Origin of the sequence: Algibacter miyuki, assembly GCF_030409805.1 — a bacterium.
Taxonomy (GTDB): domain Bacteria; phylum Bacteroidota; class Bacteroidia; order Flavobacteriales; family Flavobacteriaceae; genus Algibacter; species Algibacter miyuki.
The window spans coordinates 1,175,212-1,202,189 of record NZ_JAUFQP010000013.1 but is presented as its reverse complement, the minus strand read 5'-3'; the positions used below and the strand labels follow the sequence as shown (position 1 = coordinate 1,202,189).

The following is a 26,978-nucleotide window of genomic DNA, read 5'->3' as shown; positions in this document are numbered from 1 at the left end:
TTAACTAAAATCAAGTATTTTTATGAAAGTTTTAACATATATTAGCTATTGATAATGTTAACTAATTCAAATTATTTATGAAAAAAATTTACTTAATAGTGCTTTGTTTAGGTAGTTTTACGCTCGCTTTTGCTCAGCAAACGGTTAAAGGAACCATAATCGACACCTCTGGAATCCCTATTGCCGGTGTTAATGTGTTAGAGAAAGGTACGAGTAAAGGTGCTATCTCTGATTTTGATGGTAATTATACTATTTCGGTTAACGGAAATGCTACGCTGGTGTTTAGCTATGTAGGATATAATTCTAAAGATGTTAATGTAAATAACCAATCTATTATTAATGTCACTTTGGAAGATGGCGTTAGTTTAGATGAAGTTGTTTTAGTCGGTTCTCGAAGCCCGAAAAGAACAGCTACAGATACTGCTGTACCCGTTGATGTTATTAATGTTGCAGACATTGCTTCTAACACCGGAAAGGTTGAAGTTAATGAGATTTTACAATATGCTGCCCCCTCTTTTAATGCAAGTAAACAATCGGGCTCTGATGGTGCCGACCATATTGTTCCGGCATCTTTACGTGGTTTAGGTCCAGATCAAACTTTAGTTTTAATTAACGGTAAACGTAGACACCAATCAAGTTTAGTCAATATTTTTGGTACTCGTGGTCGTGGGAATTCTGGAACAGATTTAAACGCTATTCCTGCAAATGCTATTAAACGTATTGAGGTTTTAAGAGATGGTGCTTCGGCACAATACGGATCGGATGCCATTGCTGGTGTAATCAATATTGTTTTAAAAGATAATACCGATGGTTTTACTGGTGGTATTACTTACGGCGCGTATAGCACAGCTATTGGTGACGGTTGGGAAGAAGCTACAGGCGAAACTTTAAGTAATGTTGAAGGTAAGAATCGTTTAGATGGAAAAAGTAAGAGCTGGGATGGAGAAACTGTAAAAATTGATGCTAATTACGGCGTATCTTTAAACGATGCTGGTGGTTACATGAATTTTACAACAGAGTTTTTATCGAGACAAAACACACTCAGACCTGGATTTTCTTGGCGTCAAGGATACGGTAGCGCAGGTGTTGATGGTTTTAACTTTATGATTAACTCGGCTTTACCTATTAATGATAATACCGAAATTTATGCTTTTGGTGGTAGAAATTACAGAGATACCGATGCTTACGCTTTTTCGAGAGATAGCTTTGCAAATGGCGATAACAGATCGGTACCAAGCTTATACCCTAACGGTTTTACACCTAGAATCACCTCTAATATTACCGATGTTTCGGTTTCGGTTGGTGTAAGACATGAAATGGAAAATGGTTGGAACGTAGATTTCAATAATACCTTCGGAAGAAACTTTTTTCACTACTATATAAAGGACAGTAATAATGCGTCTATGCAAGACTTATCGCCTACCGATTTTGATGCCGGCGGACATTATTTATCTCAAAACACCACAGGTTTAGATTTTAATAAATATTTAGATGATGTGGCTTCTGGATTAAGTTTAGCTTTTGGTTTTGAATATAGAACGGAAAACTTTGGCATTTTTGCAGGTGAAGAAGCATCTTACGGGCTTTATGATGAAAATGGCGTGATAATTACAAACCCAGCTTTACAAACCGTTGCAACAGATTCTAACGACGAGGTATTATCGGGAAGTTCGCAAGGTTTCCCTGGTTATAGTCCAGATAACGAAGTAGACAGAAGCAGAACAAATTATGGTATTTATTTTGATACCGAGCTTAATGTTTCCGAAGCATTTATGCTTGCTGGAGCTTTACGATTTGAACAATACAGTGACTTCGGAAGCACCTTTAATGGAAAATTAGCGAGTAGATTAAAAGTTACTGATAACTTCACTTTAAGAGGTTCTATTTCTACAGGTTTTAGAGCACCATCTTTAGCCCAATTGTATTACAACCTAAAGTTTACCAATATTGTTGCCGGAACTTCAGTACCATCTTTACTATCAGCTAATAATAGTACAGTAACCAAAGCTTTTGGTATAGGACAATTAAATGAGGAAAAAGCCTTTAACGCTAGTATTGGATTTACTTATAAAAAAGGAGGTTTTACAGCAACTATTGATGCATACTCTATTTCGGTTGATGATCGTATTATTTTAACCGACAACTTTACAGATCAAACTGTTTTAGGACCATTAAATGTAGATGCCGCCCAATTTTTTGCAAATGGTGTAGATACCAGAACTAATGGTTTAGATATTGTTTTAGGTTATGGAACTAGCGTAGGAGATGAAGGTAAAATTCAAGTAGATTTAATTGGTAATTTAAATGACTTAACCATTAAAGAAATCCATAATGGTGCTCTAAATGAGTTTACATTTTTCGGACCATTTTCTCAGGCATACCTAGAAGCTGCAGCTCCAGATTATAAATTTGGTTTAAACCTTGGATATACTAACAAGAAATTCAATGCTTCTGTTGCTTTTACTCAATTTAGCGAAGTAACACTTCAGGATTTTCAATGGGTAGATTCTCCTCCAACAACGCAAGCTGAAGCAGATGCCCTTTACCCTGTAGCTACAGATATTTATAAAGCTGCTTTAATTGTAGATTTAAGCTTAGGTTACCAAATTTCGGAAAAGCTAAAATTGAGTATTGGTGCTAATAACTTATTTAACACCTACCCGACTCCACAATTCGATGGATGGACAGATCAAGGTGGTTTAGCCGATTCTGTACAAATGGGATCTGATGGCACCTATGCCTTTGCTAGATTAAACTTTAAATTATAAGAAGAAATCAAAATAGATAGAGTACATAAAAAAGCCGAGCTGTTTAGCTCGGCTTTTTTATGTTTTAAAACATGGAGTATTAATACGTTTTTGATAATTCGATTAAAGCCTGTATTGCTTTTTGTGCATCTTTTGTATCTACAAAAATATGATCGTGATAATAACCCGCAACCACATTACAACTGATGTTATACTTAGCTAATGCTGTTGAAAACACTGCGGTTAGCCCAACAGCTTCTAACGATGAATGTATTTGTAGTGTAATCCAACTAGCTTCATAATTATAATCTAATTGTAAAAGGTCCGCTTTTTCTTTTTCAATAATTACCGTTATGCCTTCCGCTTCTTTAAATTCTGCAATAGTATCTTTTCTATCTACTAAGGTTTCATCTTTTAGAGAAACAAAAACATAAACACCATCATTTAGTTTTGGTGTCATGTTTTTAATTAATTCTGCTAAATTTTTCTGACCGTTCATATTTTAATTTATAATAAAAACTTTTTTTTAATCGTTTACAAACAAGAATAGATGTCCTGTTTCAAAAGCGATTGACACTTTATTTTCTAACGCTTTATTGCGTGTTCCAATTCGACTACCGAAAGATAAATTTTCATTTTTTAATGGGTACTGTAAGCCTGTTGTAACAATACCTGTAGCTTGAGGAAGCGGAATTAAAGATATGGTTTTTCCCATACAATTTTCAATTTCCGAAATTTTATCAGCTAAAAAATAATATCCGTGATTATCAAAAAAAGTTAAATCGAGCTTATCTTTCCATTGTAAAGCCGTATGTAAATTGCCTAAAAAATGATCTTGCTCCTTCCCACTTGCGCCAAAAACGTGAATGTTCTTAAATGCTCTTTCAAATAGAATTTGCAACACTTTATCAAAATCGGTAAAATCTTGGTTTGGTGTATGAATCACTTCAACACCATCCGGAATGTTTTCAATAGAGTCGAAATCGCCACTAATAAAATCAGGAACAACGTTATTTGCCTTTAAAAACTGATAAGCACCATCTGTAGCACAAATCAATTTATAGGCTTGCAAATTTGGAATAAATTTTGGTTGTTCGCCGTTTAAAAACAAACATACTTTTTCTGTATTCATCTAAACAAAAATAGGAAAGTTTTCTGACTTAAATTTCTATGTATAACATGTTATATCACCTTCTACACAACCAATAAATTCGAACTAAAAACACCGCTATACAAACAGCATAATTATAGTTAACACCACACCAAAAGCGGTGAAATACATCCCTTTTTTAAATATTTTAGTTTTAGGCATAAACATCCAGAAGGATGAAATTGCAAAAAAGAAAAGCGATACCCCACAAAATACATTTAACCAAAATAAAGGTTCTGCCGATGTGGCTTTGTGTAAATGCGTCATTCTATCTAATACATAAGGTAATTCCTTATTAGTATATTTAGCTAAACCTGTGGTTTTATTGTATTGTCCGTTTCTAAATAAAATTAAATCGCCTTCGGTTTTTTCTACTCTAAAGCGCTTCATTTTTAAAGCACGCCCCAATTCGTCTCCTTTTAGATTAGGCGCTATTGTTTTTTCTACTTTGGTTTCACTTTTTAAAAAGTCGGTATTTCTGAATATTAAAATAACACCACTTACAGAATAAACAATCATTACTCCGATTAAGAAAAATCCTAAATAACGATGTATAATACGCATCCACTTTTTGGTCATAACTATATTTTTTTGGGTTTGACTAAACAATCTTGTAAAGGTTTAAAATGAATCAAAAAAAATCATCAAAAAATAAATTCAGATGTGTTTCAAATAAATTTCACATAAAAAAAACCTAAGCGCAAACTTAGGTATTTTAATGTTTTTATGAAATACTTTTTTTATTGAAAAGAAATACCTCTTTGATTGCCGTTGTAAACAAATGGTTGAAAATTATCATCCATAACCTGGCAATCGACAGTAATTGCGGTTCCTATTGCGTTTCCGAAGATACTGGCAACTGCGGAATCTGCTGCATCTCTTCCATTTGCTATTTTTACAAGGCCGTTAAGAGCTACTAATTTCGTGGAATCGAATATAATCCAATCACCATTAATATAAGCTTCAAAACAGGCATGAAAATCGGGCGGATTTAATTGATAAGCATATCCCGTAAAATATCTAGCAGGAATGGATAATGCGCGACAAAGCGCAATCCCTAAATGTGCAAAATCGCGACAAACACCTACACGTTCTGTAATCGTGTCTATTGCAGACGTCTGTGAGTCTGTACTACCACTAGTATATTCAATATTATTATAAATCCATTCGGTTATTGCTAAAACGCGATCATAAACCGAGGTATAATTCCCAAATTTATTAAAAGAAAATTTCATCAATTTATCAGACTGGCAATAACGACTTGGATAAAGAAAAGAGGCAATATAACTATCGAATTCTACTACAGGCGCAAAACTTTCTGAGTTACTTTCATCTATTACCTTATAATTCATATCAACAACTGCAGCGTACGACATTGAGAAATCGCAAGGATCTTGTATTTTAAGCCGCATAAATTTAGACCTACCATCATGAGCCGTAAAAACCTCGTGATTAATGTTAGGATCTATAACCAAACTTTCTTCTAAAACGGTTTGACTAGAAGTGTTTAGTGCGTGAATATTAAAAATAAATGTTGTGGGACCATTTACATTATAAGACAATGAACTTTTTACATTAAATTTCATATTAGAGCTGTTTTTATCCAATCCTCGGATGTTTCTCACCAAAAATACGTGTATTTCATGCTTCGTTTTGTCTTTTATCAATTAATTAATGTCACAATTGAAGTAAACATTAACTCAATCGAATTCCTTACGAATTAACAACTAGACAGGGCCTTTATTTTTCAAATATCTAAACTCAGTCCTATATTCCATATCAATCCAAAAAAAAATCCTAAGCATAAGCTCAGGATTTTTATATTTATAATGTATTTATTTTTTATCCTTCAGGATGCATAAATTTTTGTTTAGCCAAAAGTTCTTCTTCTGTTTCAACAACATCTTCATCAGGTACACAACAATCTACTGGGCAAACTGCCGCACATTGTGGTTCATCATGGAAACCTTTACATTCTGTACATTTATCTGGTACAATATAGTATAGCTCATCGCTAATTGGCTCTTGAGCCTCATCAGCATCAACCTCATTTCCGTTGGTTAAAACAACAGTACCATCTAAACTGGTACCATCTTTATAGCGCCAATCGTCGGCACCTTCATATATTGCAGTATTAGGACATTCCGGTTCGCAAGCCCCACAATTTATACACTCGTCTGTTATTATAATTGCCATAGTAATTTTTATTTTTAAAATTTAAGAACTCTATTACAGTTTCCTTAAATTTGTAGTCGCAAAAATAAAGCCAAAACTATTCATAACCAAATTAAGAATGAATTTACAAGAAAGAATTAACGCTTTTGTAAAATTAGGAGAATTTTTAAGTCAATTTTCTAACGAAGTGATACAAAAGAAAGATAATATTGAACATAACGATGTGTTTTTCGATGGTTTTAAGCATCAATTAAAACTTGCCGAAGAACATAACGGTTGGTTTACTAAAGAAAATATAGCTTTCGCACTTAGCGGTTGGGCAAACTCCTTAACCCAAGCTAATTTAAAAATCTGGTTAAAACCTTATAATTTTGAAACCGTTAACCAGAAAAAGGTTGCAATTATTATGGCTGGAAACATCCCATTGGTAGGCTTTCACGATTTTCTTGCGGTTTTAATTTCCGGACATCACGTATTAGTTAAACAATCGAGCAACGACAAGCAACTACTACCCTATTTAGCAAAATATTTAGAGTATGTGGAACCCGGTTTTAAAGGTTGTATTGAATTTACTGAAGAAAAACTAACGCATTTTGATGCCGTTATTGCCACAGGAAGTAATAATACAGCGCGCTATTTTGAATTTTATTTCAAAGGAAAACCTTCTATTATAAGAAACAACAGAAATTCAGTTGCTGTTTTAACAGGAAATGAAACTCCGGAAGACTTCAAAAACCTATCAGAAGATATTTTTAGATATTATGGATTAGGTTGCCGCAATGTTTCTAAAATATTTGTTCCGAAAGGCTATAAATTCGACTCCCTTTTTGAAGGTGTTTATCACTGGCATCCTATCATGGACAAAGCAAAATATGCCAATAATTATGATTACAACAAAGCCGTCTATTTAATGAGCGAATTTGATATGCTTGAAAATGGCTTTTTCATGATTAAGGAAGATAAAAGCTTTGCGTCTCCTATTGCAACCTTATTTTATGAGTATTATGATTCTACCGAAGCTTTAAATAAAAAACTAACGGAAGATGCCGATAAAATCCAGTGTATTGTTGCCAACGGATTCACCGAAAATGAAATTGCATTTGGAGCCACACAAAAACCAGAACTTTGGGATTATGCGGATAGTGTCGATTCTGTTGAATTTTTATTAGCGATTTGATGAAATAATTATTAAATTTTTAACACGAATTCAGCAATTAATTAGCAACTTTGTATCTTACAATTTTTAAAATTTAAAATGAAAAAACATAACTTTAGTGCAGGACCAAGTATTTTACCTCAAAGTGTATTATTAAAAGCTTCCGAGGCTATAGTTGATTACAATAACACGGGTTTATCTTTAATTGAAATATCTCACAGAAGTAAAGAGTTTGTAGATATTATGGAGAACGCCAGGTCGTTAGCTTTAGAATTGCTAGGCTTAGAAGGTAAAGGCTATAAAGCCCTTTTTCTTCAAGGTGGAGCAAGCATGCAGTTTTTAATGGTAGCCATGAATCTTTTAGAAAAAAGAGCTGGTTATTTAGACACAGGTGCTTGGAGTGCAAAAGCCATTAAAGAGGCAAGAAAATTAGATGATATTTACGAAGTAGCATCTTCAGCAGAAGCCAATTACAACTATATTCCAAAAGGATTTGATATCCCTTCGGATTATGATTATTTCCATTGCACATCAAACAATACTATTTTCGGAACACAAATGAAAACGTTCCCGAAAACAAACATTCCTATGGTTTGCGATATGAGTAGCGATATTTTTTCTCGTACTCTAGATTTCTCACAATTTGATTTATTATATGCTGGAGCTCAAAAAAATATGGGACCTGCAGGAACAACTTTAGTGGTTGTTAAAGAAGACATTTTAGGAAAAGTATCTCGCGATATTCCTTCTATCATGGATTATAAATCTCACATAAAAGCAGGTAGTATGTTTAATACACCTCCTGTTTTCCCTGTTTACACTTCTATGTTAACTTTAGAATGGTTAAAAGGATTAGGCGGTATTGCTGGTATTGAAAAAGAGAATGACAAGAAAGCCACTTTAATGTATTCTGAAATAGATTTAAACCCATTATTTAAAGGTTTTGCTGCTAAAGAAGATCGTTCTAAAATGAACGCAACCTTCAACTTAGTAAATGAAAACTTAAAAGAAACGTTTGAAACCATGCTTAAAGAAGCTGGAATTAGCGCCGTAAACGGACACCGTAGTGTTGGTGGTTACCGTGCTTCTATGTACAATGCTTTACCTTTAGATAGCGTAAAAGTACTTGTTGAAGTAATGAGTGAATTGGAGACTAAAGCTTAGAAATAAGCATTCCGTTTTCAGTCTCAGCTTTCATAAGCTTACTCGAACGGATAAAAAATAAATTTAATATTAAGTTGAAATATTACGAGCTCCATGAGCTTTTAATATTTCAACTTTAACTTTTAACTTAGATAAATGAAAGTATTAGCAAACGACGGTGTTTCTCAAAGTGGAATTGATGCCTTAGAAAAAGCAGGTTACGAGGTAATTACAACTACCGTAGCACAAGAACAATTAATTAACTATATCAACGAAAAAGACATCGCTGTTTTATTAGTACGTAGTGCAACTACAGTACGTAAAGACTTGATCGATGCTTGCCCTAACCTAAAAATTATTGGTCGTGGTGGTGTTGGTATGGATAATATTGATGTAGAATATGCTCGTGAAAAAGGCCTTTCTGTTATCAATACACCAGCTGCATCTTCGCACTCGGTTGCCGAATTAGTATTTGGTCACCTTTACGGATTGTCACGTTATTTGCATAACTCAAACAGAGATATGCCTTTAGAAGGTGATAACAACTTTAAAGGTTTAAAGAAAGCTTACGCTAAAGGAACAGAGTTAAAAGGAAAAACTTTAGGTGTTTTAGGCTTTGGTCGTATTGGTCAAGCTACTGCTAAAGTGGCTTTAGGAGCTGGAATGAAAGTTATTGCTTTCGACCCGTTTTTAGAAACTGCTAATTTAGAGTTAGACTTTTTTGATGGACAAACCGTTAAATTTGAAATTAAAACAATTTCTAAGGAAGATGTTTTAAAACAAGCCGATTTCATTACACTTCACGTACCTGCTCAAAAAGAGTATGTTATTGATGAAGCAGAATTCAATATGATGAAAGACGGTGTTATTATTGCAAATGCTGCTCGTGGAGGTGTGCTTAACGAGGTTGCCCTTGTTAAAGCTATTGAAAGCGGAAAAGTATCAAGAGCTGCTTTAGATGTTTTTGAAAAAGAACCTAAACCAGAAATGCAATTATTAATGAACCCAGCTTTATCTTTAACACCACACACTGGTGCCGCAACTAACGAAGCGCAAGATAGAATTGGAACAGAATTAGCATCTCAAATTATCTCTATTCTTGGATAAGAATTAGTCTTAATTTAATTTTATAAAAACCCTCTTAACTTTTTGTTTTGAGGGTTTCTTTATTTTATAGGTGACCTAACAGTAAATTATGTGTCCTAATATTAGAAGTAAGGACTTTTTTTGTACCTTGAAATCAAATTTACAAACCCGAAATACCTTTTTCTTCTAAATAGGTATTACTTAAAAAACAAAATAAACATGTCAGGAATTTTAGACTTATTAAACAGCGACTTAGGAAAATCAATCATTAGCGGTGTCGCTGGTTCTACCGGAAACGACACAGACAAAACAGGTAGTGTGTTAACAATGGCTTTACCAGTTTTAATGAAAGCGATGCAACGTAATGCAGCAACTCCAGAAGGAGCAGCAGGACTTATGGGTGCCATACAAAGTAAACAAAACGGAAACATTTTAGATAACCTTGGCGGTTTATTTAGTGGTGGTGTTGATGATGCCGTAAAAAATGATGGTGAGAAAATATTAGGTCATGTGTTGGGTGCTAAACAAAGCGGTGTAGAACAAGTTATTGGTCAGAAATCTGGCTTAGATGCTAGTTCTGTTGCTAACATATTAAAAGTTGCAGCGCCAATTTTAATGGGTGTTTTAGGTAACCAAGCCAAAGAACAAAACGTAAGCGCCTCTAACGGTGTTGGCGATTTACTTGGTGGTTTACTTGGCGGTAACTCTGCTGATTCTGAACAAAGTTTCTTAGAATCTATTTTAGATGCCGATGGCGACGGAAGCGTTGTTGACGATGTTGCTGGAATGGTACTAGGAAAAGCAAGCAAAGAAGGCGGTATTGGCGGTCTTTTAGGTGGCCTTTTCGGAAAATAATTCCTGAATTATAACATATATTATAAAGAGTCAAATGTCGTATTTGACTCTTTTTTTTTGTTAAAAACATCTCGATTTCAAACATTTCATAAATAGTTTTGTAACTTTAAAATAATGTCTCTCCCCTGTTCCCTCAGCCAAAAGAGCACTTAACGCATTCTTTATATGTAAATTCAGTAAAGCTATGTACATTTATTAAAACAAATAAAAGTTATGAAAACAGTTATATATACTTTATTAGTCTGTGCATTTATGGTGAGCTGTAATACCAGTAAGCCCATAAAAAACACAACAAAAAACGAAGTTTCAGAAAATGTAAAACTGAGCGATACCGTTACCATTTCTAATGATGAATTAGAATACGAAATTATTATTATCGAACCTGGATTTAACTTTTGGTTAGCGAGTCGAGCAAGACCTGAAGGTTTCTATTCGCAACAATATTTAGAAAGCAGAAATTACCAATACGTTCTTGAGTGGAATCAACGGGTGCTACAGCCCTTTCGATTCGACCCCAATTTATACGAGTTACAAATTGATTACCAGAACAATATCGATTACGGATACGACGTAAATTACAAGCTTTACAACTACTTTATCTTCTTTCAAACACAATATAAACAAAGATTAGGCCCTTACAATCCTAGAATTTAAAACTCTTTTAGTTATTTTTGCATCTTTAAACGCTTATGGTGCAAAAATTTAAAGAAAATTGGCAAATTAGCCGTAATTGGCAACTCATCTTTCCTTTGTTAGGATTGATCGGTTTGGGCTATTCTTCTTTTAAATTGGCAACGCTTATTTTTAATAATCAGATAACTATTACTTTGGTTATAGCAGCGGTTATATTTTATATTCTTTTAAAATTGACATTGATAATTTTCGAAAAGCTTGAAAAAAAATGGGCCGTAAACTACCGTTGGGAACTTATTAGCATATTTCTTGTTTTTGCCACAACAGGTTCATCCTCGATGTTTGTAAGTCGCCCGTTAATAAAAATGATGGGAATTAATAAAGAAAACTTACCAACCTTTGCCTATTGGGTATTATACATTGTTATTGGTTTCATTTTTTACCAAATCCTTTTGGTTTTAATTGGATGGATTTTTGGTCAATATAAATTTTTCTGGGATTTCGAAAAGAAAATGCTTCGTCGTTTCGGTTTTAAATGCTTTGCTGATTAGTGGATTTTATTAGAACACATAGCGTCTTTAAAATACTAACATTTGTGCTGGTGGCAAATTTGTTTGTGCCATCGGTAGAAAAATTCGCCCATATTTTTGCCCATCACCAACACACCGTTTGCGAAGGAGGTAGTTCAACACATATTCATAAAGTAGATTATAATTGTGAATTTCATAAGTTTCATTTAAATAAAAATTTCTCCTTTTCAAACTTTACATTTAATGTTTTTATTGAAAAAGATATTCTTTTAGAAATTGTTTCTCAATACAATTTCATTAGTGAATTCCAACGACTACAAGTTTCTCTTCGTGGTCCACCTGCGTTAATTTAATTTTCAGCTAGCTCCTTCTTTCGGGGTTTATATTCAGTTAAATTAATCCGTTTTCTTCAAAACAAGTATAGATGAAGAAAAACGCAAACACTTATTTTTATGCGCACACTCTTAAACGCATTGCTATTTTTAGCAATTTCGAGCTTATATGCTCAAAATACAATACATGGTGAAGTTTTAGACGCTTCTAACAACGATAAATTAACCTTTGTAAACATCTATTTACCTGATTTAGAACAAGGCACAAGTACCGACGAAAACGGAATATTTTCATTAGAAAACCTACCATCAGGAAGTTACAATGTGTTATTTTCTATGATTGGTTACGAAACACAATCTATTAAAATTGTAATTCCTATCTCAACAGCAATAAAAATTGAATTAGTGCCTTCAGCTATTGAAATGGAGAGCATTATTATTTCAACACCTTTCCACAAATTACAACGCGATAACGTAATGAAAGTGGAACAAAAATCTATTAAATCCCTTAAATCAAAAGGTGCTGTAACCCTTGCCGATGGAATTACAAATATTGCTGGTGTAGAAAGTGTAACCACTGGAATGAGTATTGGAAAACCCGTAATTAGAGGTTTGAGTTCAAATCGTGTTTTGGTTTACACGCAAGGTGTACGACTAGAAAACCAACAATTTGGTAGTGAACACGGTCTAGGCGTAAACCATGCTGGAATTGAAAGTGTAGAAGTTATAAAAGGCCCTGCTTCCCTACTCTATGGTAGCGATGCGCTTGGTGGTGTTTTATATTTAAACCCAGAACGATTTGCTGAAAACGGCAAGTCTTCAGGAGATTTTAGCGGAAATTATTTCAGCAATACGCAAGGTTTTAATACGAATGCAGGTTATAAAACTTCAGAAAATAATTGGAAATTTTTATTTAGAGGAAGTTTAGCAGAACATTCAGATTATAATACGGAAGACTACCGTGTAACAAACACTCGTTTTAGAGAACAAGATTTTAAAGCTGGTGTAGGTTATCAAATTTCAAAGTTTAAAACAGAATTTCGCTATAATGTAAATCATTCTAAACTTGGTATTCCGGAAGAACTTGGAGAACAATCTACTAACCGTACACCATTACTGCCTTATCAAGATATTACAAACCATGTATTGAGTTCTAAATCAACCTTATTTTTTGATAATTCTAGACTAGATATCAATTTAGGTTATATTTATAATGATAGAAAGGAGTTTGAAGAAGAGCACCATCATGATGAGGATGACGAACATGATGAGCACGAAGAAGATGAACATGATGATCATGAAGATGAAGAACACCACGATGAAGATCATGATGACGACATTTTAGCAGCGGCATTACACATGAAGCTTAAAACCGCTAATTACGATATTAAATATAATTTACCGCAACTAGGTAAGTTTGAAACAATTGTTGGCGTGCAAGGTATGCACCAAACGAATGCCAATTATGGTGAAGAGCAACTTATTCCCGATGCTACCACAAACGATTTTGGTATTTTAGGAACATCTCACATCCATTTTGAAAAAGCCGATGTGCAAATTGGTGCTCGCTTTGATACTAGAACTATAGATGTTTTAGATGGACTAAACAAAAGCTTTAACAGCTTCAATGGTGCTTTTGGTGTTAAGACTGATATTGCAAAAAATCTAACAGTGAGATTAAATTTAGCCTCTGGTTTTAGAGCGCCAAATTTATCAGAATTAACTTCGGAAGGTAGCCATGAAGGTTCAAATAGATACGAAATTGGTAATGAAAATCTGAAAAGTGAGCAAAACTTTCAAACAGATTTATCTTTAGAGTTTCAAAATGAACATTTAGAATTGTTTGCCAACGGATTTTACAACAAAATAAATAACTATATTTTCCTTTCGCCAGATGGCAGCGTTATTAACGACGATCCTGTTTATAATTATTTACAAGACGATGCTAAACTTTATGGTGGTGAATTTGGTTTCCATTTACACCCACACCCAATAGATTGGTTACATTTTGAATCGAGTTTTGAAATGGTGACTGGAAAAAATGATGATGATGATGACAGTTATTTACCGCTAATTCCAGCGAATACTTTAACCAACATGGTGCGTGTAGAATTTAACAAATCATGGTTTAATGATGGTTATGCTTTTGTAAAGCTACTAACCGCTTTCGATCAAAACAATGTAAGTACTTTTGAAACAAATACAGGAGGATACAGCTTATTAAGTGCTGGTTTTGGTGGTGTAGTTTCTGTTTTTAGTAATGATTTACAAATTACAATTTCAGGAAATAACTTGACTAACAAAACTTATATTAACCATTTATCGCGCTTAAAAGCCGACGGTATTTTTAATATGGGAAGAAACATTAATTTAGGATTCACCTATAAACTTTAAGTGCAATCCACCTTTAAAAAACCTGCAAGATTAGACTTAATCTTGCAGGTTTTTTATTTTACAAATTATAGAATTGGAGTATATTTTTTTAAAATAAAGAAATCTTTCTTATATATTTCACATAAAATCTTACGTCTTAGTTAGATTATTTTTATAATACTTGTAATATTCTTCGTAATTTGCTTCAGTCCATAAAACGATTATTGTACTAGAAACACTCTGTACAATACCTCGTTACCTCTTTTTTATTAATAGGAATAAAAGTTACATCATCAATTTACTCTCAACACATTTTTTTTGTGAGTGTGCTGCTATAATCCTTTTAGTTCTAAACTAGAAGAACGTATTACGTTATGGATAAAATAAACACTTATACTGTTTCAACACTTACTTCGCTTTACCCACAAAGTCTGACATCGACATTAGATGCTAAAATTATTTCACTTGAAGGTTTCTTTTTCGACAGGAAAGGTAAATTATATGGCGCCTGTTATTATGATGAATTACACGATAAAAACAGGAAAAACAAAATTGCTTTACAACTAACACCCGATTTAAAATCACAACTCACCTCTGGGAATTATTATCAAATGGAAGGTTATATCCATAAGGGGCAAAATATTACGTTAGATTCACGCGTGCCTGTCTTTTTTAGAACTACGAAAATATTAGAATATAAAGCTAAAGAGCAACTTATTTCTAAGGTGGAGTACGATATCGTGCGTGAACGTTTCAATAGAGAATTTCCTGTAATACAAGATATTCTTTTAAATAAAATGCAAGAAGGAAGCCAACCTGTGTTAGATGTTATTACAGGTATTCAATCTACGTCACAGGCCGATTATTTAAAACAGCTTCAAGATTATAAATACTATACTATTCGTCATAATAAATGTAATTTATCTTCAGAAGTTGAATTAATAAAATTCATTAATAATTATAATTTTAGCGATACCGATATTTTGATTATTATGCGTGGAGGCGGGAGTGGCCTTGAAGTATTTAACCATATTGAATTATGTAAAAAAGTCATTGAAATCCCCGTTCCTTTTATTACGGGAATTGGCCATGATGCCGATGTAACATTACTTCAAAAAGTATCTGATATGGGATTATCTACACCCACTTCAGTTGGCGCATTTCTGCAAAAAATGGTTAATATTCATAAAGAACGAAAACGTCTCATTGAAGAAAAGGATACAGAATTACTAAATCTAAATAAACAAGTTCTAAAAAACGAAGAAGCCTCTGCACAAATTATTAATCTTCAAAAGAAACGACTGAATCTTATATATATCATTCTAGTAATATTGTTAATAGCTATTATAATCTTAATTTTTACAAAATAGAATAGCGGTGTCAATCATAAAAAAGAGCACAAAAAAAGACTATCTCTTCAGATAGTCTTTTTTTATAAATGAATAATTAAAAATTATTTTTTACCCTTTTGAGCTTGTTTCTGCTTTTCAGCTTGCTCCATCATTTCAGCCATTTTTTTCTGAAAACGATTTTCTTTCTTAGGTTGTTTTTTCTTCTCTTGAATTTGAGCGTGAATTTTATCTTCATCTAAAATAAAATTCTTAATCACTAATATAATTCCGATACTAATTAAGTTCGAGATAAAGTAATATAAACTTAATCCTGACGCATAGTTGTTAAAGAAAAACAACATCATAATTGGAGAGAAATACATCATGTACTTCATCATTTTCCCCATATCAGGCATACCTTCTTGTTGCGGTTGCGACGCCACTTGCTGCCCTGTTGTAAGTTGCATGTAAAAGAAAATAGCAACCGACGCTAATAACGGGAACAAACTCACGTGATTTCCATAAAACGGAATGTGGAATGGTAAATCTGCAATAACATCATAAGATGATAAATCGTCTGCCCAAAGGAATGATTTTTGTCTTAAATCGAACGCCGAAGGAAAAAATTGAAACAAAGCATAGAATACAGGAAGCTGTACTAAAGCTGGTAAACAACCCGCCATAGGGCTTGCTCCTGCTTTGGTTTGCAACGCCATAGTTTCTTGTTGCGCTTTCATTTTATTGTCTTTATGCTTTTCACGAATAGCGTCTAATTCTGGTTTTAGAATTTTAAGTTTCGCTTGCGATAAAAACTGCTTGTATTGTACAAATGAAAGCATTAATTTAATTAAAACCGTCATGGCAATAATGGCAATTCCGTAAGGTAAAAAACCTGCTAAAAACGCGAATAAAGGCGTAAAAATGTATCGGTTAATCCAACCGAAAAGCCCCCAACCAAATGGCACTAATTCGTCCAAATTACGATCGTAACCATTTACTACCTCAAAATCGTTTGGTCCAAAGTAGAAATCCATAGACTGGCTAATCTCTCCAGCTTGTAATACAAATGGCATTTTAGCATCGAAACTTTTAGTATAAACAGTATCTATAGCTTCGTCATCAACCAAGTTTTCTGATTTAATTTGTGCTGTTTTAAACGGAGCGTCTGTTAATAATACAGATGAAAAGAAATGCTGTTTGTAACCTATCCAGGTTACATCTTCCAAATCTTCATCAGTATCACGAGCGCCTGTGTAATTAGCTTTCCCGCCCTCGTATTCGTAATGAATATCAGTATACCTGTTTTCGTAAGAAATACTTTTTGCATGACGGTATCCCTTTAAGCTCCAATCTAAATTAACGGCTTGTGATCCATTAATAACATCGGCTAAACCTTGAGAACGTACCGTGAAATCCATCATGTAATCGTTAGGTTTTAACTCGTAACGATATTCTAAAAACTTAGATTCCGACACTTTAAGTTTCATGGAAACAATCGTGTTTTCGCCGTTTTTAGTTACAGATGGCACAAAATATAAATCTTTTGTATTTAAAATTCGGCTATCGGTAGTTCCAAAATTAATATTGAAACCGGAATTTTTGTTTTTTATTAAATAGATAGGAAGCGAATCGTAGTTTACAAACTTTTTAAGTTTTAACTCCGACAGGTATCCTCCTTTATTATTAAACTTTAACGTAAAAACATCTGTTTCTACAAGTGTTTCTTTATCCGAAGCTTGTGATGCTGCATAAGCAAACGCACCAAATTTATTTTGAAGAGCAATTAATTGAAGTGAATCGGAAACACCTTCAATCTTAAAATCATCTGCAGAAACAACTTTAGTATCTGCTTGAGATGCTGTATTATTTTCAACTGCAAGTTGTTCTTGTTTTGCTTTTTCTTGGGCTTCAAGCTCTTCTGGAGTAGGTTGGTTTTGCCAAAGCATGTAAGCTAATATTCCGAAAATCAGTACAAAACCAATGATCGAATTAAGGTCTAATTTTTTTTCTTCCATCTATTTAAATTTTAGACCCGATAAATTTCAGCAACTTATCAGGTCTTGTATAATCGTTTAGTTTTTAACTCAAAAAACTATCCACTAATCGTTTTGTGCCATCTTGGCGCTTTTTTGTTTTTTATTAAAATTCAATCCTGCTTTTACAAAAGCTACAAATAATGGATGTGGATTGGCCACTGTACTTTTATATTCTGGGTGATATTGCACACCTATAAACCATGGGTGTTCTGGAATTTCAACAATTTCTACTAAGCCTGTTTCAGGGTTTAAACCTGTAGCTTTCATACCAGCAGCTTCAATTTGTTCTTTGTAATCACTATTGAATTCATAACGGTGTCTGTGACGTTCGCTAATACTTTCGGCTTTATAAATATCACGAATGGCTGAGCCAATTTTTAAATCGCAATCCCAAGCACCTAAACGCATGGTTCCTCCTTTATCAGTAATGCTTTTTTGTTCTTCCATTAAATTAATCACCGGACTCTTAGTATCTGGACTCATTTCAATAGAATCGGCATCTTCAATTTTAAGTACGTTTCTAGCAAATTCAATTACTGCCATTTGCATACCTAAACAAATTCCGAAGAATGGCACATTATTTTCACGTACATATTTTACAGCATCAATTTTACCTTCAATACCACGCTCTCCAAATCCTGGAGCTACCAAAACACCGTCTAAATGACCTAGTTTTAATTTTGCATTATCATGATTTATATATTCTGAATGCACAGATTCTATATTCACTTTCACTTCATTAACAGCGCCTGCATGAATAAAAGCTTCTAAAATAGATTTATATGAATCTTGAAGTTCTACATATTTCCCAATTAAACCAATAGTGATTTCGTATTTTGGGTTTTTATGACGGTGCACAAATTCGTTCCATTTTGAAATATCTGGAACAATGCTTTTTAAGTTTAATTTTTTAAGCACCACTTTATCCAAACCTTCTTCTAACATTAAGTTAGGCACATCGTAAATAGTAGATGCATCAATAGATTGAATAACAGCTTCTTCTTTAACATTACAGAATAAAGCTAATTTTCGGCGTAATTCTTTTGGTAATTGATGTTCGGTTCTACACACCAAAATATCGGCCTGTACTCCACTTTCCATCAATGTTTTTACACTGTGTTGCGTAGGTTTTGTTTTTAATTCGCCAGCTGCCGATAAATAAGGGACTAAAGTTAAATGAATAACAATACCGTTATTTTCGCCTAAATCCCAACGTAATTGACGCACAGCTTCAATGTATGGTAACGATTCGATATCTCCAACAGTTCCACCAATTTCAGTAATTACAATATCATAATCCCCCGATTTCCCGAGCATTTGGATACGTTCCTTAATTTCATCTGTAATATGAGGTACAACCTGAACGGTTTTTCCTAAAAACTCACCACGGCGTTCTTTTTGAATAACGCTTTGGTATATACGTCCTGTAGTTACATTGTTAGCCTGACTTGTTGGCACGTTTAAAAAACGTTCGTAGTGTCCTAAATCTAAATCCGTTTCAGCACCATCCTCAGTCACATAGCATTCGCCATGTTCGTACGGGTTTAAAGTCCCAGGATCGACATTGATATACGGATCTAATTTTTGAATAGTTACTCTATAGCCTTGTGCTTGTAGAAGTTTTGCGAGCGATGCCGCGATAATCCCTTTTCCGAGGGATGATGTAACCCCACCGGTTACGAAAATGTATTTTGCTGTAGTTGTCATGTTGCGCTTATAAACGCAGGCAAATTTACAAAATTTAAATAGTTATTAGGGAATTGTTTTCGCCTTATTTAAGCCGATGTTGTTAAAATTCGTTTTATCGATTTTATAAAGATGAATTACCCCGATAAAACCAACGATTATTTTGGATATCGCTTTTGTATATTTCGGATTAAATCTTCTAGGCCATTCAATTTTAACTCGTAAACTTGCGTTAGCATATCGCCTAATTTTCCCTTCGGAAAGCCCTTGTTATGGTACCAAACCACGTAATACTCCGGCAAATCGATTAAATATCGTCCTTCATATTTTCCGAAAGGCATTCTTGTATGCGCAAGTGTAATTAAAAATTGTTTATCTGGAGTCACAGTGAATATTCTTATTTATAATTTGATAATTTACGAAGTTCTTCTTCCACAAAAGCTTCCCAGTGTTTTTGAATGTCAATATTTTGAGAATGATTCGTTTCCGCATCGTATTGTTTCTGTGCTACATCTAGCGCTTTTACCGTATTTTGATAAAGCCAACGCAGCTCTTTCTTAATATCTTTTGAAACCTCCAATTTAGCAATATTAAGCTTTAATTTTCGAGAGTACAATTCGGTTAAATCAAAATGTAATTGCTCATGCGCTAAAACACCTCTATTAACGTCTTTTGGCTTACACCACGATTCTTCGGGATAAAAATAGGCAAACACATCTGTTGAAAAACTTACAATTTCTTTATTGAACTCCTTTACTGAAAACCCAAATGAAATACCTGATGCTGTTTCTGCAACAGCATCAGAACTCAATCTTGGTTTTGCTTTAAAATCATCCCAAGACAACTTATAATCTTGTTGCCAAACAATAGTTGGCTTGTCTTGTTGAATGTTAAAAAAACATATTAATATGAATAAAATTCTAATCATAATTCAATTAAAGAAAAATAGCTTATCCAGAAAAACGATTAGAACGCCAACCTATTACTTCACCTCTACAATACGTAAATTTTCGTGTTTTACTAGGTAGATGGTATCATTATAATAACCACCTGTTAAGTTCTTTTTGTATGCAAATTTACTTTCAACATATTCTGTTAAAGGTGAATCGTTAACCGACTGGTACAAATCTTGAGAAGTTACCAAACGTAGCACCACATCCATAGTAACATCAAAACCACGAATGGCTCTTTTGTTAGGCGTTACATGGTATAGTTTTTCGTACTTTTTAATGAATGCATTATCACTTTCATCAGACCATTTTGAAATGGCTGCAAAATGAAAGTTTAATTTTGATAAATGTTCGTTAGATACTTGATCGTCTTCAAAAGCATCGTTCATATCTGTAGTTACTAAAGTGATTTTTGAATTTAAAGCCCCCTCATTCGATTTTATCTCCGAAGCCAATAAACTAGTAACATTAGAAACAAATCCAGGGTTGCTTGTTTCTAGAAACACCACATTATTTCCGCTTTTTAAAGCTCCACTAATATCGCCAACAAGCACATAATTTTCATCTTGACCATTTTTGTTTTTTCTAGAATAAACGATAGTAGATTTACTAAACAAACGCTTTAACTCATTCGCTCTAGCAATATTTTTAGAATCGGCAACAATAATGATATTTTGAGCCAAACTATCAGATTTCACATAGTTTACAACCTTATCCATAAACATATTAGTGTTCGCTCTAGATTGAAAAACATTAGAACGTAACTGTAAACCCGTTCCAATTGGAGACACTACAGGTACATTATATCGTTCTAATTCAGAAGCTACTTTAGCAAATGTTTTTGGTGTTAATGGCCCAATAACCGCATCTACATTTTCAAAATTATTTTCGTTTAAAATGCGAGACACTTCGCTCACTTCATACTTCGTATCGTAAACATCCGCTTTAAGTGAAATACCTAATGATTTTAATGAATCTATAGCCATTAAAACTCCCGAATGAAAATCTAAAGAAGCGTTTAAGTAAGGATCATTATTAATGCTACGTTTAGTATCTTCAGTGGCACCAAATTCTACACGGTTTAATCTAAACGGTAGCATAATAGCAATATGTTTGGTGTTATAATCTTTAATTTTTAATTTTAAATCAGATCGCTCACCATCGTGATTAGATTCACCTGGTAAATTCGTGTTTCCTTGTGGTGTTTTTAAAATCATGCCAGCTTTTAGACCCAATTCTTTTAACTCAGGATTTAAAGTTTCTAATTGATCTTGTGTTAAACCTAATTTCAACTTAAGACGGTAAAAACCTTCTTTTGGCAACACTTTATAGTAGCCGTAAGTTTCGTCTACAACTTTAATTTCTTCTTTTTCAATATTAGGCACGTAAATTTTTTGCCCTTCTTGTAGCACATTACCCATTTTTGGATTAAGCGCTTCTAATTCATCTACAGTAATACCAAATTTATAAGCAATACGCCATTTTCCTTCCTTAGCTTTAACTAAATATGTTTTACCGGTGTTAGCCTCTTCAACAACTTCGGTTACCTTAAACACAGGGATTTGAAGCTTGTCGTTTTTACGTAAAGCATTAGCGTACAAAAACTTATTGTATTTTTTTATATCTTCTTCCGATACATCGTACTTTTTAGATAAGCTATATAAAGTTTCCTTTCTTTTGGTTTTATGCGTTTTAAAACCAGATAATTCCTTTACCGTTGTTACCGTTGGTTTATTTGCTTTACCAATTGGAATAATTAAAATAGTGTTTGCTTTAAGTCCTTTTTTTGCATCAGGATTTAAGCCATAAATATCACTAGGTGTTACAAAATAGCGTTTTGAAATACTTTCCACAGTTTCACCATCTTTAACTTGGTGTGTGCTGAAATTCTGTGCGTTTAAGTTGCTAAAACTAAACAATAGCGTTAATAATAAAACGGAAAAAAACTTACTCATTTAATTTGTTTTTAAGTTACCTAAAGGTGGTTTATTTCTGTGTTGCATATAGCGTGCCAAAACAATACCATTAACTTTAAGTTTAATCGTTATAGGAATATACGTTCCTTTTACAAAAAACAGCTAACTACACCAAAATATTGCAGTGCAGTTAGCTATTTTAAAAATTATACTCAATAATACAAATACCGTAGTGGTATTTATTCCCACTCAATAGTTGCTGGTGGCTTCGAGCTTATATCATAAACCACACGGTTTACACCTTTTACCTTATTTATAATATCGTTTGATGTTTTTTGAAGAAACTCGTATGGTAAATTCACCCAATCGGCCGTCATACCATCCGTACTTTCTACGGCTCTAAGTGCCACACATTTTTCGTATGTACGCTCGTCGCCCATAACACCTACGCTATTCACAGGCAATAACATAGCGCCTGCTTGCCACACCTTATCGTAAAGTCCCCATTCTTTTAAACCATTAATAAAAATGGCATCAACTTCTTGAAGCATTTGTACTTTTTCGGCAGTAATATCACCCAAAATACGAATCCCTAAACCAGGACCAGGAAATGGATGACGTCCTAAAAGTTCAGGATCGATACCTAAAGTAGCACCAACGCGACGAACTTCATCTTTAAAAATAGCACGAAGTGGTTCTACAATTTTAAGTTTCATAAAATCGGGTAATCCACCTACATTATGATGACTTTTTATAGTTGCTGAAGGCCCTCCAGTTGCCGAAACACTTTCGATTACATCTGGATAAATAGTCCCTTGGGCTAACCATTTTACATCGGTTAATTTATGTGCTTCATCATCAAAAACTTCAATGAAAGAATTACCTATCGCTTTACGTTTTAGTTCAGGATCCTCAAGACCTTTTAAAGCTTCAAGAAAACGTTCAGAAGCATCAACCCCTTTTACGTTAAGCCCCATACCTTCGTATTGTTTTAATACTGAAGAAAACTCATCTTTACGCAATAAACCGTTATTTACAAAAATGCAATATAAGTTTTCACCTATAGCTTTATTAAGTAAAACAGCAGCCACGGTAGAATCTACACCTCCTGATAAACCTAAAACCACTTTATCATTTCCTACTTTTTCTTTAATAGCCGCTACAGTTTCTTCAACAAAAGAATCTGGAGTCCAGTCTTGTTTTAAGTCTGCTATTTTTACTAAAAAGTTTTCTAAAAGTTGTTTTCCGTCTGTAGAGTGATAAACTTCTGGGTGAAATTGAATAGCATAAGTGCTTTCGCCTTCAATTTTATAAGCCGCATTTTTAACATCGTTTGTGCTTGCCAATAAAACACCATTTGTTGGTAAGCTTTTAATGGTATCGGAATGGCTCATCCAAACTTGGCTACCTTCGCTTAATGTTGCGAAAAATGGCTCATCGTTTTTAATGAATGATAAATTAGCACGTCCATACTCTCTTGTATTCGACGGCGCTACTTCACCACCCGAAAAATGGGCTAAATATTGCGCACCGTAACATACGGCTAGCATCGGTTTTTTTCCTCTAATTTCTGATAAATCAGGATGTAAAGCATCTTCTCCTCTTACGGAATTTGGACTCCCTGAAAGAATCACTGCTTTGTAAGCATCAATATTAGTTGGAATTTTGTTAAATGGATGTATTTCGGAGTAAATGTTGAGTTCCCTAACTCGACGAGCAATAAGTTGTGTGTATTGCGATCCGAAGTCTAAAATAAGTACCTTGTCATGTTGCATGCGCAAAAATAACGATTGATTTTAAAATGACATATTAGGAACCCTATTTTTTTTATTTTTTATGCCATAGAATCCAAAATCGCCCTGATGTCGCCTTCCGTGGTATCCGGATTTATAAAACAAAAGCGTGACACCGTTTCAAAATCATCACCATTTTTCCATTTTGTTGGCGTTACTAATGCAAACCCTTTTTTATGATTTTCGTACGTCCAATGAGTATAATCTTCAGGCTTCCATCCTATTCTTCGGTACAACACACAAGACAAACTTGGCGTTCTAACCAACTCTACATTAGGATCTTCATCAATTAATCTACCCGCAATTTGTGCTAATTCCAAACCACGTTCTACCGCTTCTTTATATTTATCGGTGCCATTCGCGGCTAGAGAAAACCAAAGTGGCAACCCTCTAACACGGCGTGTTAATTGTATTTGATAATCGGTTGGATTAAAACCATGAGCGCCTTCGTCTTTAAAAATATCTAAATAAGAACCTTCTTGCGAATGGGCATTTTTTGCCAATTGCATGTCTTTATAAATAACAGCACCACAATCGTAAGGTGAAAACATCCATTTGTGCGGATCTATAGTAATACTATCTGCTTTTTCAATTCCTTTAAATAAATGCCTTACTGAATCGGCTGCGAGCGCCCCACCACCATAAGCAGCATCAACATGAAACCATAATTTTTCTTGTTTACATATATTTGCGATACTATCCAAATCGTCAATAATTCCAGCATTGGTAGTTCCTCCAGTTCCTACTACAGCAAACAATCGTTTACGTTCGTCTGCAGTTAAATTATCTATAGCATCTTGTAATTCTACACCACTTAATACATCTTCAGTTTCTACCAAATGCACATCAACATCAATAACTTTAGCCATTGCTTTTATAGATGAATGCGCTCCAATAGAGGTAATAATAAGTCCCTTTTCTCTTTTGAAAATATCGTTTTCTCTCCAATGTTCACGAGCCGTAACCATGGCTGAAAGGTTGGCTGCTGTACCGCCACTGGTGAATACTCCAAAAGCACCTTCTGGTAAACCTGTTAAAGAGACAATCCAGCTCATAGCTTCATTTTCACAGAAAATACCTCCGGCACCTTCCATCCAATATGCACCATGAATACTTGATGCCGAGGTCACCAAATCGAACATAATAGCCGTTCTTGTTGGTGCTGCGGGCACAAAAGCTAAATTTCTAGGATGATCGACAGGTACATTGGCTTTCGCTAAATGTTTTTTCCATAAATTGAAAGCATACTCGCCACCAATTCCTTTATCAGTTACGGTTTCGCCAACCAAAGCCTTTAATTCTTCAGCTCTTTTAGGTTTTCCAATTTTAATTTTTGATGATGATATTCTGTCAATGGCATATTTCATGACGTCTAACGTCATTTCCACCAAATCCATATCAATTTTGTGCATACTTTGCATAATTATAAAGTTAAAATTAGAAATTCACCTTTTAAAGGCTCTAAAGCATCTACTAAACTTGGAATTAATGTAGGACCATACTCTAAATAAAACTCTGAAAAATTCGTGTTTCGTTCCTGTAAACTTCCACCGGGGAATAACTCGGTTTGTAAAGCTGTCATTCTAGAAACGGCATCTTTTAGTTTTCGTTTTTGAGCTTTTAGCAAGCGGTCTTCTAAATGGCTTAATCCTTTTAATTGTTTTAATTCTTGAGCCTTTACTGCGCCTAAAAACGATTTATCGGTAACTTCAGCAAGTTTATATAAATCTTCAAACTGAGCTTCTAAATGTTTCTTTTGTTTTGAAAAATCGATATCAATATTCGAAATTTCTCTCACTTTTTTATTGATAAATGTATGGCGTTTCAAAAAAACATCTTCCTTAGAAATGTTTAGCTTTTGAAGTTTTTTCTGCTGAATTTCTGTTTGAATTAAAACTGAATTTCTTAATAACAAAGTAGGAAACGGCACATTTACCGCATTAAAATATTTTTTCAATTGAAACCAATAGGCTAATTCTCCGCCACCACCAATATAGCAGAGGTTAGGCAAAATAACTTCTTGATATAACGGACGCATAATCACGTTTGGCGAAAAGCGTTCAGGATGCTTTTTTACTTCATCTAAAATAGCATCTTTAGTCCAAGTTATCTTAGTATTTACAACCTTATAAATTGGGTCTTCAAAAACAATGCGCTCACGTAAATTCTCAGTTAAATAAAATAAGTTTATTTCGCGAGGATTAACCTGTGGACTATAATTTTCGGAATAATTAGCTAATTCCGTAATACTTTCATTTACGGCTTTAAACGCTGTTTCGTTTAATAATTCGGTTTCTATATATGGTATAAATTGCTTTTTTAAATCGGCATTATTAGCTTCAACAATAACCAATCCGTAATCCTTAAATAAAGCATTTGCCAAAAATCGAGTGGCATCGGCTAAATTATCGTGGTCTAAATAAGCGGCTTTAAATAATGATTTTAAAGTTTCTGCATTTTGCGTTTGTCCTATTTCGTCAGAAAACGCATTAAAAACTTCATCTAAACCTTCGGTAGATAATTCTCCAACAGCACCACTCGCCTGCCTATTCCACTGTACTTTTTTTCCTCGGAAATTAAAATAGTTTATTTCGTCAAAATCATGATCCTCGGTTGCCATCCAATAGATAGGAACAAAATTAGAATCGGGATAAGCTGTTTTCAATTCATTGGACAAATTAATAGCCGAAACAATTTTATACAGAAAATAAAGCGGACCCGTAAACAAGTTTAATTGATGGCCCGTAGTAATAGTAAATGTATTCTCTGCTTTTAAAAGCGCGATATTTTGAAGCGTTAATGCCGATGCATCTACACTTTTATATTGCTTTTTTAAAACATCATATAAGGTTTTACGTGATGCTTCGGAAAAATGCGCTTGCTTCTCTGCAATTTGATTTTTGAAATTATCTAGCGATGGAAACCGATTATAAAAGGGTTTTAAATCCTGATGTTCATCAAGATAATCGCAAATTAAAGTTGAAAAATAACCTGTGTTTTTAAACGAAATACAGTCTTTTGGCATATAAATTAAAGATAGAAAATGTAAATATAAGATTATTCGATTTTGCAATTCTAAAAATTTC

Annotated in this window: 23 protein-coding genes; 10 read left to right on the top strand and 13 right to left on the bottom strand. The window is 33.9% G+C overall.

Annotated elements, in window-relative coordinates; translation table 11 throughout:
• The first annotated feature begins 77 nt into the window (after positions 1 to 77).
• Positions 78 to 2,768 carry a TonB-dependent receptor gene (locus QWY92_RS17035; RefSeq protein ID WP_290273493.1) on the top strand — a complete coding sequence of 897 codons (2,691 nt, stop codon included), beginning with the start codon at positions 78 to 80 and terminating at the stop codon, positions 2,766 to 2,768.
• 79 nt (positions 2,769 to 2,847) lie between these two features.
• Here the strand turns inward: QWY92_RS17035 and QWY92_RS17030 are convergent, their stop codons facing one another.
• The 5 genes from QWY92_RS17030 to QWY92_RS17010 form a co-directional block, all read right to left on the bottom strand.
• Positions 2,848 to 3,246: an ACT domain-containing protein gene (locus QWY92_RS17030; RefSeq protein WP_290271648.1), complete on the bottom strand. Its 399-nt coding sequence runs from the start codon at positions 3,244 to 3,246 to the stop codon at positions 2,848 to 2,850.
• 27 nt (positions 3,247 to 3,273) lie between these two features.
• Positions 3,274 to 3,879, bottom strand: a complete 606-nt coding sequence (locus tag QWY92_RS17025; protein WP_290271651.1) for a thiamine diphosphokinase — start codon at positions 3,877 to 3,879, stop codon at positions 3,274 to 3,276.
• 96 nt (positions 3,880 to 3,975) lie between these two features.
• Positions 3,976 to 4,476 (bottom strand): hypothetical protein, encoded by a 501-nt coding sequence (locus tag QWY92_RS17020; RefSeq protein WP_290271654.1) that lies wholly within the window; start codon positions 4,474 to 4,476, stop codon positions 3,976 to 3,978.
• A gap of 161 nt (positions 4,477 to 4,637) precedes the next feature.
• Positions 4,638 to 5,483: a transglutaminase-like domain-containing protein gene (locus QWY92_RS17015; RefSeq protein ID WP_290271656.1), complete on the bottom strand. Its 846-nt coding sequence runs from the start codon at positions 5,481 to 5,483 to the stop codon at positions 4,638 to 4,640.
• A gap of 256 nt (positions 5,484 to 5,739) precedes the next feature.
• The gene (locus QWY92_RS17010; RefSeq protein WP_290271658.1) at positions 5,740 to 6,093 is read right to left on the bottom strand and encodes a 4Fe-4S dicluster domain-containing protein; all 354 of its coding nucleotides are present in this window, start codon (positions 6,091 to 6,093) and stop codon (positions 5,740 to 5,742) included.
• Between the two features lie 97 nt (positions 6,094 to 6,190).
• Here QWY92_RS17010 and QWY92_RS17005 point away from each other — a divergent pair, with 97 nt between their 5' ends.
• From QWY92_RS17005 to QWY92_RS16965, 9 genes are all read left to right on the top strand, one after another.
• Positions 6,191 to 7,249: an acyl-CoA reductase gene (locus tag QWY92_RS17005; RefSeq protein WP_290271660.1), complete on the top strand. Its 1,059-nt coding sequence runs from the start codon at positions 6,191 to 6,193 to the stop codon at positions 7,247 to 7,249.
• Between the two features lie 78 nt (positions 7,250 to 7,327).
• Positions 7,328 to 8,392 (top strand): 3-phosphoserine/phosphohydroxythreonine transaminase, encoded by a 1,065-nt coding sequence (serC, locus tag QWY92_RS17000; RefSeq protein ID WP_290271662.1) that lies wholly within the window; start codon positions 7,328 to 7,330, stop codon positions 8,390 to 8,392.
• Between the two features lie 135 nt (positions 8,393 to 8,527).
• The gene (locus QWY92_RS16995; protein ID WP_290271663.1) at positions 8,528 to 9,478 is read left to right on the top strand and encodes a D-2-hydroxyacid dehydrogenase; all 951 of its coding nucleotides are present in this window, start codon (positions 8,528 to 8,530) and stop codon (positions 9,476 to 9,478) included.
• 198 nt (positions 9,479 to 9,676) lie between these two features.
• Positions 9,677 to 10,312: a DUF937 domain-containing protein gene (locus QWY92_RS16990; RefSeq protein WP_290273491.1), complete on the top strand. Its 636-nt coding sequence runs from the start codon at positions 9,677 to 9,679 to the stop codon at positions 10,310 to 10,312.
• Between the two features lie 213 nt (positions 10,313 to 10,525).
• The gene (locus QWY92_RS16985; protein WP_290271665.1) at positions 10,526 to 10,966 is read left to right on the top strand and encodes a DUF6146 family protein; all 441 of its coding nucleotides are present in this window, start codon (positions 10,526 to 10,528) and stop codon (positions 10,964 to 10,966) included.
• Between the two features lie 38 nt (positions 10,967 to 11,004).
• Positions 11,005 to 11,496 (top strand): DUF6787 family protein, encoded by a 492-nt coding sequence (locus QWY92_RS16980; RefSeq protein ID WP_290273488.1) that lies wholly within the window; start codon positions 11,005 to 11,007, stop codon positions 11,494 to 11,496.
• Positions 11,497 to 11,546: 50 nt separating this feature from the next.
• Positions 11,547 to 11,828: a hypothetical protein gene (locus QWY92_RS16975; RefSeq protein WP_290273485.1), complete on the top strand. Its 282-nt coding sequence runs from the start codon at positions 11,547 to 11,549 to the stop codon at positions 11,826 to 11,828.
• 99 nt (positions 11,829 to 11,927) lie between these two features.
• Entirely contained in the window at positions 11,928 to 14,201 is a 2,274-nt protein-coding gene (locus QWY92_RS16970; RefSeq protein ID WP_290273484.1) for a TonB-dependent receptor, read from the top strand.
• Between the two features lie 353 nt (positions 14,202 to 14,554).
• Positions 14,555 to 15,550, top strand: a complete 996-nt coding sequence (locus QWY92_RS16965) for an exodeoxyribonuclease VII large subunit (protein ID WP_290273480.1) — start codon at positions 14,555 to 14,557, stop codon at positions 15,548 to 15,550.
• A gap of 83 nt (positions 15,551 to 15,633) precedes the next feature.
• Here QWY92_RS16965 and yidC read toward each other — a convergent pair whose 3' ends face one another.
• From yidC to bshC, 8 genes are all read right to left on the bottom strand, one after another.
• The gene (yidC, locus tag QWY92_RS16960) at positions 15,634 to 17,526 is read right to left on the bottom strand and encodes a membrane protein insertase YidC (RefSeq protein WP_290273478.1); all 1,893 of its coding nucleotides are present in this window, start codon (positions 17,524 to 17,526) and stop codon (positions 15,634 to 15,636) included.
• An 84-nt stretch (positions 17,527 to 17,610) separates the two neighbouring features.
• The gene (locus QWY92_RS16955) at positions 17,611 to 19,254 is read right to left on the bottom strand and encodes a CTP synthase (RefSeq protein WP_290273477.1); all 1,644 of its coding nucleotides are present in this window, start codon (positions 19,252 to 19,254) and stop codon (positions 17,611 to 17,613) included.
• A gap of 137 nt (positions 19,255 to 19,391) precedes the next feature.
• On the bottom strand, positions 19,392 to 19,619 hold the full coding sequence (locus QWY92_RS16950) for a DUF3820 family protein (protein WP_290273476.1): 228 nt from the start codon (positions 19,617 to 19,619) through the stop codon (positions 19,392 to 19,394).
• An 11-nt stretch (positions 19,620 to 19,630) separates the two neighbouring features.
• On the bottom strand, positions 19,631 to 20,161 hold the full coding sequence (locus tag QWY92_RS16945) for a DUF922 domain-containing protein (protein ID WP_290273474.1): 531 nt from the start codon (positions 20,159 to 20,161) through the stop codon (positions 19,631 to 19,633).
• A gap of 54 nt (positions 20,162 to 20,215) precedes the next feature.
• On the bottom strand, positions 20,216 to 22,138 hold the full coding sequence (locus tag QWY92_RS16940; protein WP_290273472.1) for a LysM peptidoglycan-binding domain-containing protein: 1,923 nt from the start codon (positions 22,136 to 22,138) through the stop codon (positions 20,216 to 20,218).
• Positions 22,139 to 22,338: 200 nt separating this feature from the next.
• The gene (gene guaA, locus QWY92_RS16935; protein WP_290273470.1) at positions 22,339 to 23,874 is read right to left on the bottom strand and encodes a glutamine-hydrolyzing GMP synthase; all 1,536 of its coding nucleotides are present in this window, start codon (positions 23,872 to 23,874) and stop codon (positions 22,339 to 22,341) included.
• A gap of 59 nt (positions 23,875 to 23,933) precedes the next feature.
• Complete coding sequence (locus tag QWY92_RS16930) at positions 23,934 to 25,304, bottom strand: pyridoxal phosphate-dependent decarboxylase family protein (protein ID WP_290273467.1); 1,371 nt, start codon at positions 25,302 to 25,304, stop codon at positions 23,934 to 23,936.
• An 11-nt stretch (positions 25,305 to 25,315) separates the two neighbouring features.
• Positions 25,316 to 26,917, bottom strand: coding sequence for a bacillithiol biosynthesis cysteine-adding enzyme BshC (gene bshC, locus QWY92_RS16925; RefSeq protein WP_290273464.1), 1,602 nt, complete (start codon positions 26,915 to 26,917; stop codon positions 25,316 to 25,318).
• Between the last annotated feature and the right edge of the window lie 61 nt (positions 26,918 to 26,978).